General features: G+C 69.6%; 12 protein-coding genes. 7 read left to right on the forward strand and 5 right to left on the reverse strand.

Annotated features, from left to right (window positions below; genetic code table 11):
* The first annotated feature begins 34 nt into the window (after positions 1-34).
* Positions 35-685 carry a helix-turn-helix domain-containing protein gene (locus DP107_RS08555; protein ID WP_185977232.1) on the forward strand — a complete coding sequence of 217 codons (651 nt, stop codon included), beginning with the start codon at positions 35-37 and terminating at the stop codon, positions 683-685.
* A gap of 569 nt (positions 686-1,254) precedes the next feature.
* On the opposite strand, the gene DP107_RS08560 is transcribed toward DP107_RS08555, so the two are convergent.
* Positions 1,255-1,509 carry an MTH865 family protein gene (locus tag DP107_RS08560; protein WP_144261741.1) on the reverse strand — a complete coding sequence of 85 codons (255 nt, stop codon included), beginning with the start codon at positions 1,507-1,509 and terminating at the stop codon, positions 1,255-1,257.
* Positions 1,510-1,662: 153 nt separating this feature from the next.
* On the opposite strand from DP107_RS08560, the gene rqcH reads away from it, so the two are divergent.
* The 3 genes from rqcH (at position 1,663) to DP107_RS08575 (ending at position 5,687) form a co-directional block, all read left to right on the forward strand.
* Positions 1,663-3,816, forward strand: a complete 2,154-nt coding sequence (gene rqcH / locus DP107_RS08565) for a ribosome rescue protein RqcH (RefSeq protein ID WP_144261742.1) — start codon at positions 1,663-1,665, stop codon at positions 3,814-3,816.
* 264 nt (positions 3,817-4,080) lie between these two features.
* Positions 4,081-4,359 carry a hypothetical protein gene (locus DP107_RS08570; protein WP_144261743.1) on the forward strand — a complete coding sequence of 93 codons (279 nt, stop codon included), beginning with the start codon at positions 4,081-4,083 and terminating at the stop codon, positions 4,357-4,359.
* 260 nt (positions 4,360-4,619) lie between these two features.
* Positions 4,620-5,687 (forward strand): mRNA surveillance protein pelota, encoded by a 1,068-nt coding sequence (locus tag DP107_RS08575; protein ID WP_144261744.1) that lies wholly within the window; start codon positions 4,620-4,622, stop codon positions 5,685-5,687.
* Between the two features lie 14 nt (positions 5,688-5,701).
* Here DP107_RS08575 and DP107_RS08580 read toward each other — a convergent pair whose 3' ends face one another.
* On the reverse strand, positions 5,702-6,472 hold the full coding sequence (locus DP107_RS08580; RefSeq protein WP_144261745.1) for an MBL fold metallo-hydrolase: 771 nt from the start codon (positions 6,470-6,472) through the stop codon (positions 5,702-5,704).
* 152 nt (positions 6,473-6,624) lie between these two features.
* Here DP107_RS08580 and DP107_RS08585 point away from each other — a divergent pair, with 152 nt between their 5' ends.
* Complete coding sequence (locus DP107_RS08585; RefSeq protein WP_144261746.1) at positions 6,625-7,215, forward strand: DJ-1/PfpI family protein; 591 nt, start codon at positions 6,625-6,627, stop codon at positions 7,213-7,215.
* An 89-nt stretch (positions 7,216-7,304) separates the two neighbouring features.
* On the forward strand, positions 7,305-8,348 hold the full coding sequence (locus DP107_RS08590; protein ID WP_144261747.1) for a two-component system sensor histidine kinase NtrB: 1,044 nt from the start codon (positions 7,305-7,307) through the stop codon (positions 8,346-8,348).
* A 134-nt stretch (positions 8,349-8,482) separates the two neighbouring features.
* Here the strand turns inward: DP107_RS08590 and DP107_RS19940 are convergent, their stop codons facing one another.
* Positions 8,483-8,638, reverse strand: coding sequence for a hypothetical protein (locus DP107_RS19940; protein WP_185977233.1), 156 nt, complete (start codon positions 8,636-8,638; stop codon positions 8,483-8,485).
* 201 nt (positions 8,639-8,839) lie between these two features.
* On the opposite strand from DP107_RS19940, the gene DP107_RS19945 reads away from it, so the two are divergent.
* Entirely contained in the window at positions 8,840-8,995 is a 156-nt protein-coding gene (locus tag DP107_RS19945; protein ID WP_185977234.1) for a hypothetical protein, read from the forward strand.
* 124 nt (positions 8,996-9,119) lie between these two features.
* On the opposite strand, the gene DP107_RS08595 is transcribed toward DP107_RS19945, so the two are convergent.
* Together DP107_RS08595 and DP107_RS08600 are read right to left on the reverse strand one after the other, a co-directional pair.
* Complete coding sequence (locus DP107_RS08595) at positions 9,120-10,961, reverse strand: acyl-CoA dehydrogenase family protein (RefSeq protein WP_144261748.1); 1,842 nt, start codon at positions 10,959-10,961, stop codon at positions 9,120-9,122.
* A 44-nt stretch (positions 10,962-11,005) separates the two neighbouring features.
* Positions 11,006-13,087, reverse strand: a complete 2,082-nt coding sequence (locus tag DP107_RS08600) for a PAS domain S-box protein (protein WP_144261749.1) — start codon at positions 13,085-13,087, stop codon at positions 11,006-11,008.
* Positions 13,088-13,120: the final 33 nt, after the last annotated feature.

Consider the following 13,120-nt stretch of genomic DNA (forward strand, 5'->3'; position numbering starts at 1 on the left):
CAATCCTCTTTGCGATCCGCCGGCACCCGCAGATATGCGGTACGTCGACTTCCTGCTCATCCCGAAGGAACGGCATCTCCACCCGGCGACCGCCGCCATCGCCGCGGACCCCGGCGTCAGTCTCGAGGCGATCCACCACTTCAACGTCCTCGAGGACGGCACCGCGGTCGTCCTGATGGAGTTCTCCGGCGGGGTCGACCGGCTGGACGCGCTGGTCGGCGACAACCCGGACGTGCTCTCGTACGACCCCTCGGCCTCCGAGCAGGGGGCATTCGTCTACAGCCGCGTCACCGCCGACGAGGAGCTCCAGCAGCTGTACAGCGTCCCTCGGCGGCGGGAACTCGTCCTCGACACGCCGATGCGGTACACGGACCGCGGCGCGCTGGAGGTCCGGGCCATCGGCAACCAGCGTGCCATTCGCGAGGCCATCGAGGACGTCCCCGACGGGCTGACGCTGAAGTTCATCTCCACGGGTGAGTACGACCCCGACCGGCCCGAGAGCGAGGACCAGTTGACCGAGCGCCAGCGCGAGATCCTCCGCACCGCTGTCGAGATGGGCTACTACGAGGAGCCCCGGGAGACCAACTACCAGGAGCTCGCGGCGGAGCTCGACCTCTCCTCCGGGACCGTCGGCGAACACCTCCGGAAGATCGAGTCGACGGTGCTCAAGCGGCTCGTACCCTGAACGGGCAGCCTCAGCTGTAGATCCCGTCGATCTACTCGCCGAACCCCTCGCAGATGGCGCGACGTTTCCTCTTCATCGACGGGGTGAGGTAGTCGTTCTCGGCGGTCCACTCCTCGGGGACGAGCCGGAACTGCTTGATGCGGGAGTGCTTCGGGACCCCCTCGTTGACACGGCCGACCTCCTCCCCGATGTACTCGCGAACGCGGTCGTCCTCGCAGACCCCCTCGGGGTCCCCGGGCAGGTCGATGCCCTCCGTCTCGGCCCAGCGCCGGACCTACTCGAAGTTCGGCACGACCGAGCGCCGATGAACTTCTCGTCGTCGCCGGTCACCTCGTCGTCGTACTCGCCCTCGGTTCGGAGCCAGTCCGGCTCCACCTGCCCGCGGCCGATGGTCCCGGCAGGGTCCTGCGTTGCTATCCGCGGCTTGCCCGCCCGGGCGTGGTATTCTGACGGTTCCGAATCCCGTGTTCCGTCGAGCGGAGGCCGCTATCGGCCGCTCGCCGGCGGTAGCGGGTCCCGGGGTCGTGACCCGGCGCCGGAGCGGCGGGCGCGCTCGGACGAGCGCGTCCTCAGAAGTAGTCCTGCTCTTCCATCCCCTCGATGAGGGCGTCGACAAGCTCGTCGACGGAGTCGTAGGGGTATTCGGCCTGTCCGGATGCCTCCTGGTTGAGCTCCATCGCGGTGATGGTCTCGTCCCCGATCTCGAACGTCGTGCCGGGGCCATTGGGGAGGGCCGGCACGAGGTCCATCGGGCTGTTGACCGGGTAGTCGGCACCCTCGAACGCTTCGGTGAACTGCTGACGGACGTTCTCTCTGTCTGTCATAGCAGGCGGTGAGTCGTGTCGCGCAGTCGTATCCTTATCGCCTGTCAACTGCGGGCTTTTTAATCCCGGGCCCGCGGGAGCCGCGGCGGTCGGCCGCGGGCGCCCGGAACCGGGACCCGACACGCCTATCCGAACGACCGCCGCACGACGGACATGGAGCAGAAACGCGCCCTGACCAGCGTGGACTGCGCGGCGCTGGTCCGCGAACTCCGGAGCTACCGGGGGGCCAAACTGGACAAGGCCTACCTGTACGAGGACGACCTCGTCCGGCTGAAGCTACGCGATTTCGACGTCGGGCGACTGGAGCTGCTGGCGGAGGTCCGGGACCCGAAGCGCATCCATCTCGCCGACCCCGAGCGGGTGCCCGACGCGCCGGGGCGGCCGCCGAACTTCGCGATGATGCTGCGCAACCGGCTGTCGGGCGCCGACCTCGCCGACGTGCGGCAGTTCGAGTTCGACCGCATCATCAGCGTCGAGTTCGAGCGCGAGGACGCCAACACCACGCTCGTCTTCGAGCTGTTCGGCGACGGCAACGTGGCCGTCCTCGACGCCGAGCGGGAGGTCGTCTCCTCGCTGGACACGGTCCGGCTCAAGTCCCGCACCGTCGCGCCGGGGTCGACCTACGGGTTCCCCGACTCCCGGTTCGACCCGCTGGAGACGACCCGCGACGCCTTCGCCCGCCGGATGGAGAGTTCGGACACGGACCTCGTCCGGACGCTGGCCACCCAGCTCAACTTCGGCGGCCTCTGGGGCGAGGAGTTGTGCGCGCGGGCCGGCGTCGAGAAGGTGCTCGACATCGCCGAGGCCGACCGCGAGCAGTACGACGCGCTGTTCGACGCCTGGGACCGCCTCCGGGGCCGCATCAAGGAGGGCGACTTCGACCCCCGCGTCTACACCGAGGCCGTCGAGGACGCCGCGGACGACGGCGACGAGGAGGTCCCCCGACGCGTGGTCGACGTGACGCCCGTCCCGATGGCCGAGCACGAGGCCGCGGACCTCCACGCGGAGGCGTTCGACTCGTTCAACGACGCGCTGGCGGCCTACTTCCACCGGCTGACGCACGAGTCCGTCGGCGAGGGCGAGGGCGGCGGGGGCGGCCGTGACCGCCCGGACTTCGAGTCCGAGATCGCCAAGCACGAGCGCATCATCGAGCAGCAGGAGGGTGCCATCGGGAAGTTCGAGGAGCAGGCCGAACGGGAGCGGGAGAAGGCCGAACTCCTCTACGCCAACTACGACCTCGTCGACGAGGTGCTGTCGACGGTGCGGGAGGCCCGCGAGGCGGACCGCTCCTGGGAGGAGATCGAGGCGCGGTTCGCCGAGGGCGCCGAGCAGGGGATCACCGCAGCCGAGGCCGTCGTCGACGTGAACGGGGCCGAGGGCACCGTCACCCTCGAGCTGGACGACCATCGCGTCGAACTGGAGCCCGACGCCGGCGTCGAGCGGAACGCCGACCGGCTCTACACCGAGGCCAAGCGCGTCGCCGAGAAGAGGGCGGGCGCACTCGCCGCCATCGAGGACACCCGCGAGGACTTAGCGGAGGTGAAACGTCGCCGGGAGGAGTGGTCGACGGACGATGACGAGCCGTCCGAGGAGGAGGCGGAGGAGACGAGCGACACCGACTGGCTCGACCGGAGCTCGATCCCCATCCGGAGCGACGAGGGGTGGTTCGAACGGTTCCGCTGGTTCCGCACCTCCGACGACTTCCTCGTCATCGGCGGCCGCAACGCCGACCAGAACGAGGAGCTCGTCAAGAAGTACATGGACAACAGCGATCTGTTCTTCCACACCCAGGCTCACGGTGGCCCCGTGACCGTGCTGAAGGCGACGGGCCCCAGCGAGGCCGCGACGGACGTGGATATCCCCGACCGCTCGAAGCGTGAGGCCGCACAGTTCGCCGTCGCCTACTCCTCCGTCTGGAAGGACGGGCGCTACGCCGGCGACGCGTACATGGTCGACCCGGACCAGGTGTCGAAGACCCCCGAATCCGGCGAGTACCTGGAGAAGGGCGGGTTCGCGGTCCGGGGTGACCGCACCTACTTCGAGGACGTCGAGACCGAGGTGGCCGTCGGCATCCAGGTCGAGCCGGAGTCCCGGGTCGTCGGGGGGCCGCCCGAGCCCATCGAGGAGCGGACCGTGACCAGCGTCCGCCTCGAACCCGGCCGGTACGCCCAGAACGACATCGCGAAGATGGTCTACCGGGAGTTCCGCGAGCGGTTCACCGACCAGTCGTTCGTCCGCAAGGTGGCCAGCGCCGACCGCGTTCAGGAGTTCTGCCCGCCCGGCGGCTCTACGATGGTCGACCAGTAGGTGACTCGCCGCCGTGTCGCCTGTAAGCCCCGCTCCACGCACAGCTATCACCTCCGTCGACGTAGATGATCCAGCTGTCGTTCCTGCCCGTTCCGATGGTCCTCGTGCTCGGGTACGGGGCGCGGGTGCGCCGCGAGTCCGTCGCGGACCCCGGGACCGAGTCCGCACCCGTCTTCGACGGGGGACCTGCTCGCCGACGGCCTGAAGCAGCTCGCCGCCGCAGTCATCTACCTCCTGCTCCCGGCAGCGTTGACCTTCGTCGCCGTGTCCGGAAAGGTCGGTGACGCCTTCGCGTTCGGTCGGATGGGCGCGCTGGTGACGACCCGAGCGTACGCGGTCCGCTGGGCCGTCGCGCTCGGCGTGCTCGTTCCGGGCGGCGCCGTCGCGGGTGTCCTCGGTGCGACCGGCATCGGCGTGGTCGCCCCGTTCGTGACGTTCTACGCGACCGTCTCGGCGTACTACCTGTACGGCGGCGCGGTCGGCGTCATCGCGCCCACGGCCGAGGGGAGCGGCTCCGACTCCGCCGTCCGTCCCGCGGCCTGAGTCGCCGGAACGGCAAACGGACCCGCCTGCTCCTGGAACTACCGTTGAAGACCCGTCTCCCAACACGTGAACCGTCTACAACCGGGAAGTAGGTCCGGTGAGCCGTTCGGAAACCGCTACCGGTCTCAGTCGGTTGAGGGGTGACCACGGCACGGGTCTCCGGCGTGGTCGGCTCCGCGTGCGACGAGCCGGGGTGACCCCGACACCGAAACGGCGGCCGGGAACGGCAGGGTCTTTGCGGCCGCCCGCCGAGTCCGGGTATGCGAATACAGGACCGCCACGCCGTCGGCGAGGGGCGCGAGCGAATCGAGGTGGTCCCCGAGAGCCTGGACGACCTGTGGCATCTCACCTACGTCATCGAGCCCGGCGACGAGGTGGGGGGTGACACGACCCGACGCATCCAGCGCAACGACGACCAGATGCGCGACACCGGCGGCGAGCGCGAACACATGTACGTCACCATCCAGGTCGAGGACGTGGAGTTCGCGAAGTTCGCCAACCGGCTCCGCGTCGGCGGCGAGATCGCCGACTGCTCGCGCGAGGACCAGCTCGGCCTCCACCACACGCTCAACGTCGAGGAACTGACCGAGATCGAGATCACCAAGCGCTGGAAGAGCGACCAGCTCGAGCGGCTACAGGAGGCGGTCGAGGCCGCCGAGAACCCGGACGTCGTCATCGCCACCGTCGAGGAGGGCGAGGCCTACGTCCACACCGTCGCGCAGTACGGCGTCGAGGAGCGCGCCGGCATCACGGCGACGACCGGGAAAGGTGAGTACGCCCAGCCACGGGAGGGGCTGTTCGCGGAGCTGACGGACGTGCTCGTGCGGACGGATGCCGACGCGGTCATCCTCGCCGGCCCCGGGTTCACCAAGCAGGACGCCCTGGAGTACATCGAGGAGGAGGCCCCCGAGGTGGCCGAGCGGGTCACGACCGTCGACACCTCCGGTGTGGGCGACCGCGGCGTCCACGAGGTCCTCAAGCGCGGTGCCGTCGAGGAGGTACAGGCCGAGACCCGCATCGCAGAGGAAGCCGAGTACATCGACGAGCTGATGGACCGTATCGGGCAGGGTCACGAGGCCGCCTACGGTGTCGAGAACGTGATGGAGGCCGCCGAGTTCGGCGCCATCGACGAACTGCTCATCCTCGACGAGCGGCTGCGCGTCGAGCGCGCCGGCGAGGGGGACTGGGAGGCCGACGCCAACGACCTCGTGGAGACGGTCGAGCAGAAGGGTGGCTCCGTGACGGTGTTCTCCAGCGAGTTCGACCCCGGGCAGCAGTTGCGGAACCTCGGCGGCGTCGCCGCGCTGTTGCGCTACCGGATCGACTGACGCGCTCGCCCCACTCAGGACGGGTCCACCGTCAGCCCGTCCTCCGCGAGCCGGACCTCGCCGTCGTACCGTTCCGCCATCGACGCCAGCATCCCCTCCTCCTCGCCCCGCGTATGCGGGTAGAGATGGGTCAGGTAGACGGTCCCGTAGTCGCCGCCGGCGAGCGTCGCCCCGAGCGAGGCCGGGGTCGGGTGGTTATCCACGTCGACCGCGTCCGGGAACGAGCAGTCGTGGACGAGCGCGTCGGAGCCGTCGGCGAACCGCGCCAGCCGGTCCGTCGCCTCGGAGTCGCCCGAGAAGGTGAACGTCGGCCCATCGTCGCCCCCGTCGACCGTCCCGAACCGGTACGCGTGACAGTACATCGAGTGGACCGTCTCCATCGCGTCGACGCTGTAGCCCGCGAGGTCGAACGGCGCCTCGTCGGGTGTCACCTCGCGGAGTCGCAGGTCCAGCCGGTCCTGCATGTAGTCGTGGACGTCCAGCAGCCCCTCCACGAGGTCGCCCGTTCCCGGGGGCCCGACCACGCGGAGCGACTCGGCCCCGGCCAGCCAGCGGGCCTTCATCAGTGGCATGAGGTCGGAGACGTGGTCGAGATGGTGGTGGGTCAGGAGGAGGGTGTCGACGCCCTCGTAGCCGACCTCTGTGGCGGCCAGCGAGTGGAGCGCGCCGCTACCGCAGTCGACCAGCAACGGTCCGGCATCGCCCTCGGAGTCCACGAGCAGGCCGGTCTGCATCCGCTCGCCGGTCGGCATCGCGCTCCCGGTCCCGAGGAAGGTCACCTGCATACGGATACCCTCGGCCGTGCCGGGCAAAGGCGTAGTGGTGGCGTCGTGATGCCGGCCGCCGTCGACGCCACGTTCGACGCCCTCACCGCCCGGCAAAGGTTAAGTCACGTCCTCGCGTCAGTCCATCCGCACTGAGAGGTGCGTGTCAACACATGTCAGGCAAACAGCTCCTGATGATCGTCGGCGACTTCGTCGAGGACTACGAGGTCATGGTCCCGTTCCAGGCGCTCCAGGCCGTCGGGCACGAGGTACACACGGTCTGCCCCGAGAAGTCGTCCGGCGACAGCGTCAAGACTGCCATCCACGATTTCCGCGGGGACCAGACCTACCTCGAGACCCGCGGCCACGACTTCGAGGTCACCGCGACCATGAGCGAGGTCGACCCAGCGAACTACGACGGCCTCGTCGTCCCGGGCGGTCGAGCGCCGGAGTACCTCCGGACGTACGACGCCGTCCTCGAGACGGTCCGGCACTTCTTCGAGCACGAGAAGCCGGTCGCCGCGCTCTGTCATGGCCCGCAGATCCTGGCGGCCGCCGACGTGCTCGACGGCTACGAGATGACCTCGTATCCGGCCGTCCGCGCGGAGGTCGAGGGTGCGGGCTGCTCGTGGGTCGACGGGGTGACCACGGACCGGAACCTCGTGACCGGGCAGGCCTGGCCGGACCACCCCGAGTGGATCGCGGCCTTCCTCGACCTGCTCGGGACCGATATCCAGCACGGCGAACCGGTGGTCGCGGACTGAACAGCGGGACACACCCGCCCCTCGCCGCGGGCGGGCGTCGGCCCGGCAGAGCCAACCTTATCAACCCCACCCACGGTAGGGGGGAGAGCATGGACCGCTCGGAGATGTTCGAGGAGATGGTGGAGACCGTCGGCGTCGGCGTGGGAATCTACGGCGCCGACGGGCGATACCGCTACGTCAACCGGGCGTACGCCGACCTGCTCGGATGCGACCGCGAGTCGCTCGTGGGGACCCCCATCTGGGAGGTCGTCCCGGAGTTCGACCGCGACCGGTTCGAGGACTACTGGGACTCGTTCGAGGGCGGCGAGACACGGACCACGCAGACCGTCCACGAGTTCGAGGGAACGGCCGTCCCGGTGTCGGTGGTGACGACCCGGAAGACCATCGAGGGCGCCACCTACCACTTCGGGACCATCCGGGACATCACGGACCTCCGGGAGCGCGAGCGCGAACTCGAGGCCCAGAACGAGCGGCTGGAGGCCTTCACCGGCGTCGTCAGCCACGACCTCCGGAACCCCCTCTCCGTCGCGAACGGCTACGTCGAGATTCTCAGCGAGGATATCGACCGGGACGAACTGGAACTGGTCGACAGCGCGCTGGACCGGATGAGCATCCTCATCGACGACCTGCTCCGCCTGGCCCGCGAGGGACGGGCCATCGACAACCCGGCGCCCGTCTCCCTGACCGGCGTCGCCGCGGCCGCGCGCAACACCGTCGACAGCGGAGGAGGTACCATCACCATCGAGGACGACATCCGCTTCATGGCCGACGAGAGCCGGTTCCAGCAGCTACTGGAGAACCTCATGCGCAACGCCGTGGAGCACGGCTCCACGAGCCCCGACTCGGAAGCTCGGCGGGACGCCGTGGAGCACGGGGGCGGGGACGTGACCGTCACCGTCGGCGCGCTGCCGGACGAGCCGGGCTTCTACGTCGAGGACGACGGTCCCGGCATCCCGCCGGAGGACCGCGAGACGGTCTTCTACCCGGCCACCTCGGACAGCGACCCGGGCCTCGGCCTCGGGCTCGCCATCGTCAAGGAGGTCGTCGATGCCCACGGCTGGGACGTAGCCGTCACCGAAAGCGCCGACGGCGGCGCCCGGTTCGAGGTGACCGGCGTCCGGACGGAGGCCTGACGGCGAAAACAACCGAACTGTATGCGGTGTCCGACCAGTACTGTCGAAGCAGCCGGAATATCCGAACCGTTGTCTCGTTATTGGCGAGAGAGGTGGCGTTCAGACGCCGGCTCCACCGCCTGGCCGAGTCGCGTTCAGGAGCGGTCGGAGTCGTCGGTGACGTGGCCGGCGGGACGCTCGGCGGTGTCGGCCGCGTCGTCGCCCGTCCCCCCGGAGTCGGCCGTAGCGGTCCCGGCGAGGCCCGTCCCTCCCAGCCCGCCGAGCAGTTCGGTGAACTCCCGTCGCTGCATGAACTACCACCCCGTTCCCCGCACCATCCCCAGAGGCTACTGACGCTTTGCAGGGGTGTTCACCCCACTGAACGCTCGGTACAGGTGCTGAACGGCGGTTCAAGCGGGTCCCCGACGCGTTACACACCCGGCGAACGGGGCGTCAGACGCCCGGCACACGGTGCCACAATACCTATACTACCGGAGGGCCGAAACCATGGTATGACGGAACACACCACCCCGTACGTGTTCGGCGATGAACGTGGCGACGGCGGCCTGGAGGTCGAGCTGGAGAGCGACCACGGGACCGAGACGGTCATCGTGGACGGTGACGCGATGAGCTACAGGAGCTACCAGAAGTCCACGGAGGCGGAGTGAGGCGGCTCCCTCGGCCGTCGACACCGGTATCAGACGGCAGTCGCCACTCCTGACCCATCCATCGCGACCGGATAGCCGCCGCCCGAGCGGGGAGGTGAGCGTGAGAAGGGGGTGCCTCGCCGATTCAGTCGTCCGCGGGCGCCTGGGGCGCGCCGACGAGCGACTCGGGTTCGACGCTCGCGTACCGCGCGACGGCGTCGAACACCTGGTCGGTCATCGCGAACCGCTCGCCGCTGTCGATGGCACGTGACTCGTCGCGGAACCGGGTGTTGACGAACCCCTCGGCCACCAGCGCACGGCGGCCGTTGCCGTCCTCGATGTCGGCCTGTGCCTGCGAGAGCAACAGTGCGCCCGTCACGACGTCGAAGACGAGGTCGGCGAGCTGTTTGGCCTGGTACTGGGCGTAGTCGCCGTCCTCGGCCGCCAGCGCGGCGAGCCCGGACTGGAGGTCGGCGAACGCGTCGGCCACCTCGTCGGCCAGGGGTTCGAGATGTGGATGCTCGACGGCGTCGAGATGCTCCTGCACGTACGGCAGCAGCGCCTCGGCGGCGCGCTCGCGCTCTAAGGCCCGGAGCACGTCCAGCGACAGGACGTTCGAGGGTCCCTCCCAGATGGGAAGCACCTGCACGTCACGGAAGAACCGCTCCGTGACGAACCCCTCGACGTAGCCGTTACCGCCGAGGATCTCCATCGCGTAGCTGACATCGTCGACGGCCATCCGGGCGGTCTTGTACTTCGCGACGGGGACGAGCAGTCGCATCAGCTGGTAGGCCCGGGAGTCGTCGCCGGCCGACCGTTCGTCGGCGTGTCGCGCCGACCGTTCCTCCTGTTCGCGCCGGTCCATGAGCCGCGCGGCCTCGAAGGTGAACGCCGAGGCGGCCTCGTAGTCGACGGTCAACTCGACGAGGTCCCGGCGCATCAGGGGGTAGTCCTCGAGGACGCTCCCGAACGCCTCGCGGTCGGCGGCCCGCACCTTCGCGGCGAGCAGCGTCCGGCCGATGTGGGCGACGGCCGCCGACGCGTTCGACAGCCGGCAGTAGTTCATCATCTCGGCCATATATTTGAAGCCGCGCTCGGGCTCGCCGACGAGGTACGCCTCGGCGCCCTCGAACTCGATCTCGCCGGTCGGGACCGAGAGGGTGCCCAGCTTCTCCTTCAGCCGGCGGTAGAGCTGCCCGTTCGGCTCCCCTCCGACCTCGTGGGGGACGACGAACAGCGAGAGGCCGTCGGTGCCCTCCGGTGCGTCAGGTCGACGGGCGAGCGCGAGTGCACCCTGGCCGTCGATGTTGGAACAGAACCACTTCTCCCCGTACAGCCGGTACACCTCGGCATCCTCGGGGGCGTCGTCCGAGACGGTCTCCGGGTCGGCGGGCTCGGCCCGGACCTCGTTTGCGCCCACGTCGGACCCGCCCTGTTCCTCCGTGAGGAACATCGCGCCCTCGATATGCGCCTCGGGGTCGTCGGTCGTGAGCCGCTCGAAGAACCCGTCGAGCGTGCCGTCGTCGAACCTGTCGAGGACCACGGCCGCGCCGACCGTCATCGACGCCGGGCAGGTGAACCCGGGGTCGACGTACGAGAGGAGCGTCTGCATCATGAGCGCGTGGGAGAGCCCCAGCGGTTCGTCCCGACCCTCGGGGGCGTGGAAGGGGTCGTGACTCAGACCGAACTCGCCGTAGGCGAGCCGCTCGTTCTCGAACTGTTTGGGGTGGTACTCGACGTCGTTTTGCACCTCGCCGTAGTCGTCGTACGTATGCAGTTCCGGCGGGTTCCGGTCGATGAGGGCGGAGTTGTGGGCGATGGTGTGTCCACAGACCGCGCCGAACTCCGATAGCTGGTCGGTCGCCCACTCGCGCTCGTCCTCGGAGTAGATCCGATCGGCGGCGGCACGCAACGTGGGGTCGTACTCCCAGTAGTTGCAGCCCGCGGCCTCGTCCAGGGCGGCGTAGTCGATGGGGTCCGTTGTCATACGTCAGGCCTCGGTGTCGGCCCGCATAAACGCCTCGCTCGCGGTCAGCTATCCGCGGTCGTCACGTCGGTGAACTCGAAGCGGGCCCCGCCGTCGCTACCGGCGGTGGCGGCCACCGACCAGCCGTGGGCCTCGGCGCACTCGGCCACGATGCGGAGCCCGAACCCGGTCCCCCCCTCGCCGGTGGTGTAGCCGCGCTCGAACACGCGGTCGCGCCGCGCCGGCGGGATGCCGGGGCCGTCGTCCTCGACGTAGAACCCCGACTCGCCGGGGAGGTCGTCGATGCGTACCGTCACGGGCGTATCGGCCGACGTTCCCTCCCCGTCACCCGGGTCAGCCGCCCCGTGCCCGCCCGAACCATCAACGCTCCCGTCGGCGGTGGCCTGCGAGGGCGCCGGGTCGGACCCGTGTTCGACCGCGTTCCGGAACAGGTTCTCCAGCAGCTGCTGGAGCCGGCTCTCGGCGGCGCGAACGGTCCGGTCCGTCCCGGCGTGGAGCGTCGCGTCCCCGGTAGCGACCACGTCCCACGCGCGTTCGGCGACCACGTCGAGATCGACGTCGCCGAACTCGGTGACCCGTCCCCCCTCGCGGGCCAGCGCGAGCAGGTCCTCGACGAGCGCATTCATCCGGTCCAGTCCCCGGTGTGCGCGGTCCAGCTCGCCGAGGTCCTCCCGCTGCTCGGCCAGCTCCAGCGAGCCGCGGACGACGTTGATGGGATTGCGGAGGTCGTGGCTGATGACGCTGGCGAACTCCTCCAACCGCTCGTTCTGTCGCTCCAGCTCGTGCTCGCGGATCTTCCGTTCCGTGATGTCCCGAATCACGCCGACCGTTCCCCGAAACTCGTCCTCGAACGGGAGTAGCGAGACGTGGTTCTCGCAGGTGATCCGCTCCCCGTCGGCGGTGCGGATCGTCATCTCGTAGGTCCCCCGGTCGCGGCCGGTGACGAGCAGCGACTCGATGAGCTCCTCGCCGCGTCGGACGTCCTCCGCCGGGAGCACCTTCGAGACGTGTTCGCCGAGGAGTTCGTCCTCGGCGTAGCCGGTCATCCCGACGATGCGGTCGGTGACGAAGCCGAACCGACCCGCGGCGTCGATGACGTACACCGGGTCGCCCGACGCTTCGACGATGCTCTCGTACCGCTCCAGCTCGCGCTCGCGCCGTTTCAGCCGCCGGCGCGCCTCGGCCCCGTCGAGGGCACCCGCGATGGTCTCCGCCAGCTCCGTCAGGATGGCGCGTTCGGTCCCGTCGAACGCGGCCCGGCGCCCGGCGTAGAGGGTGAGCAGCCCGTGGTCGGACTCGCTCCCCTGCAACGGGAGGACGATGACCGAGCGGAACTCGTACCGCGCAGCGACCTCGTGCCACGGCTCGAAGCTCGGGTCCTCGGGGATGTCCTGTGCGACCTGCGACTCGCCGGTCCGTACCGCCCGACCCGCGGGCCCGCGCCCCTCTGGGGTGTCGCCGGTCCGGATGTCGGCGGAGTCGAGGTAGTCGGCCGCGTCCCCACCTGTCGCCCGTGCGACGATGGCTCCCGTCTCGGGGTCGGGGCCGCCGATCCAGGCGAACCGATACGGGTCCGCGGCCGCGACCGTCTCGCAGACCATCCGCTCGATCTCGGCCACCGTGTCAGCCCCCGTGATACGCCGGTTGACACGGCGGATGAGCCGGTTGACGCGCTCCAGTTCGCCGGCGCGGTGTCGCTGTCGCGCCGCCGTCACTGCCTTCCGGACCCGGTTCGCGAGTAGCGCGTACTGTTCGGTGCTGAACTCCTTGCGGAGGCAGTCGGTCACGCCCGCGGCGATGGCCTCGCTGGCGACCGACTCGTCGCCGGTCCCGGCGAACAGGAGGAAGGGGATGTCGCCGTGGCGTTCGCGGACGGCCCGCAGCAGTTGGATACCGTCGAGCGTGGGCATCTCGTAGCCGCTGACGACCGCGTCGAACGGCTCGTCCGCCAGCCGGTCGAGTGCTCGGGAGGGGTCGGTCTCGGTTCCGACGGACAGCGACGGGTCCGCGCGCTCCAGATGACGAGCCGCCTGCTCGCAGAACGCCTCGTCGTCGTCCACGTGAAGGAGACGGATAGCTCCGTCCGGCCCCGAGGTCCCCCCATCCTCGGCGCTCGAGCCCTGCATGTCGCCGGGTTACGTCACTGTGACATATAAATC

Source organism: Haloglomus irregulare (assembly GCF_007421925.1).
GTDB lineage: Archaea > Halobacteriota > Halobacteria > Halobacteriales > Haloarculaceae > Haloglomus > Haloglomus irregulare.

Excerpts from the sequence above, each read along its gene's own strand:
- DP107_RS08560 (WP_144261741.1), bottom strand. The coding sequence starts at position 1,509 with ATGACAGACAGAGAGAACGTCCGTCAGCAGTTCACCGAAGCGTTCGAG.
- DP107_RS08575 (WP_144261744.1), top strand. The coding sequence starts at position 4,620 with ATGCGAATACAGGACCGCCACGCCGTCGGCGAGGGGCGCGAGCGAATC.
- DP107_RS19945 (WP_185977234.1), top strand. The coding sequence starts at position 8,840 with ATGACGGAACACACCACCCCGTACGTGTTCGGCGATGAACGTGGCGAC.
- DP107_RS08585 (WP_144261746.1), top strand. The coding sequence starts at position 6,625 with ATGTCAGGCAAACAGCTCCTGATGATCGTCGGCGACTTCGTCGAGGAC.
- DP107_RS08595 (WP_144261748.1), bottom strand. The coding sequence starts at position 10,961 with ATGACAACGGACCCCATCGACTACGCCGCCCTGGACGAGGCCGCGGGC.
- DP107_RS08590 (WP_144261747.1), top strand. The coding sequence starts at position 7,305 with ATGGACCGCTCGGAGATGTTCGAGGAGATGGTGGAGACCGTCGGCGTC.
- DP107_RS19940 (WP_185977233.1), bottom strand. The coding sequence starts at position 8,638 with ATGCAGCGACGGGAGTTCACCGAACTGCTCGGCGGGCTGGGAGGGACG.
- DP107_RS08580 (WP_144261745.1), bottom strand. The coding sequence starts at position 6,472 with ATGCAGGTGACCTTCCTCGGGACCGGGAGCGCGATGCCGACCGGCGAG.
- DP107_RS08555 (WP_185977232.1), top strand. The coding sequence starts at position 35 with ATGCGGTACGTCGACTTCCTGCTCATCCCGAAGGAACGGCATCTCCAC.
- rqcH (WP_144261742.1), top strand. The coding sequence starts at position 1,663 with ATGGAGCAGAAACGCGCCCTGACCAGCGTGGACTGCGCGGCGCTGGTC.
- DP107_RS08600 (WP_144261749.1), bottom strand. The coding sequence starts at position 13,087 with ATGCAGGGCTCGAGCGCCGAGGATGGGGGGACCTCGGGGCCGGACGGA.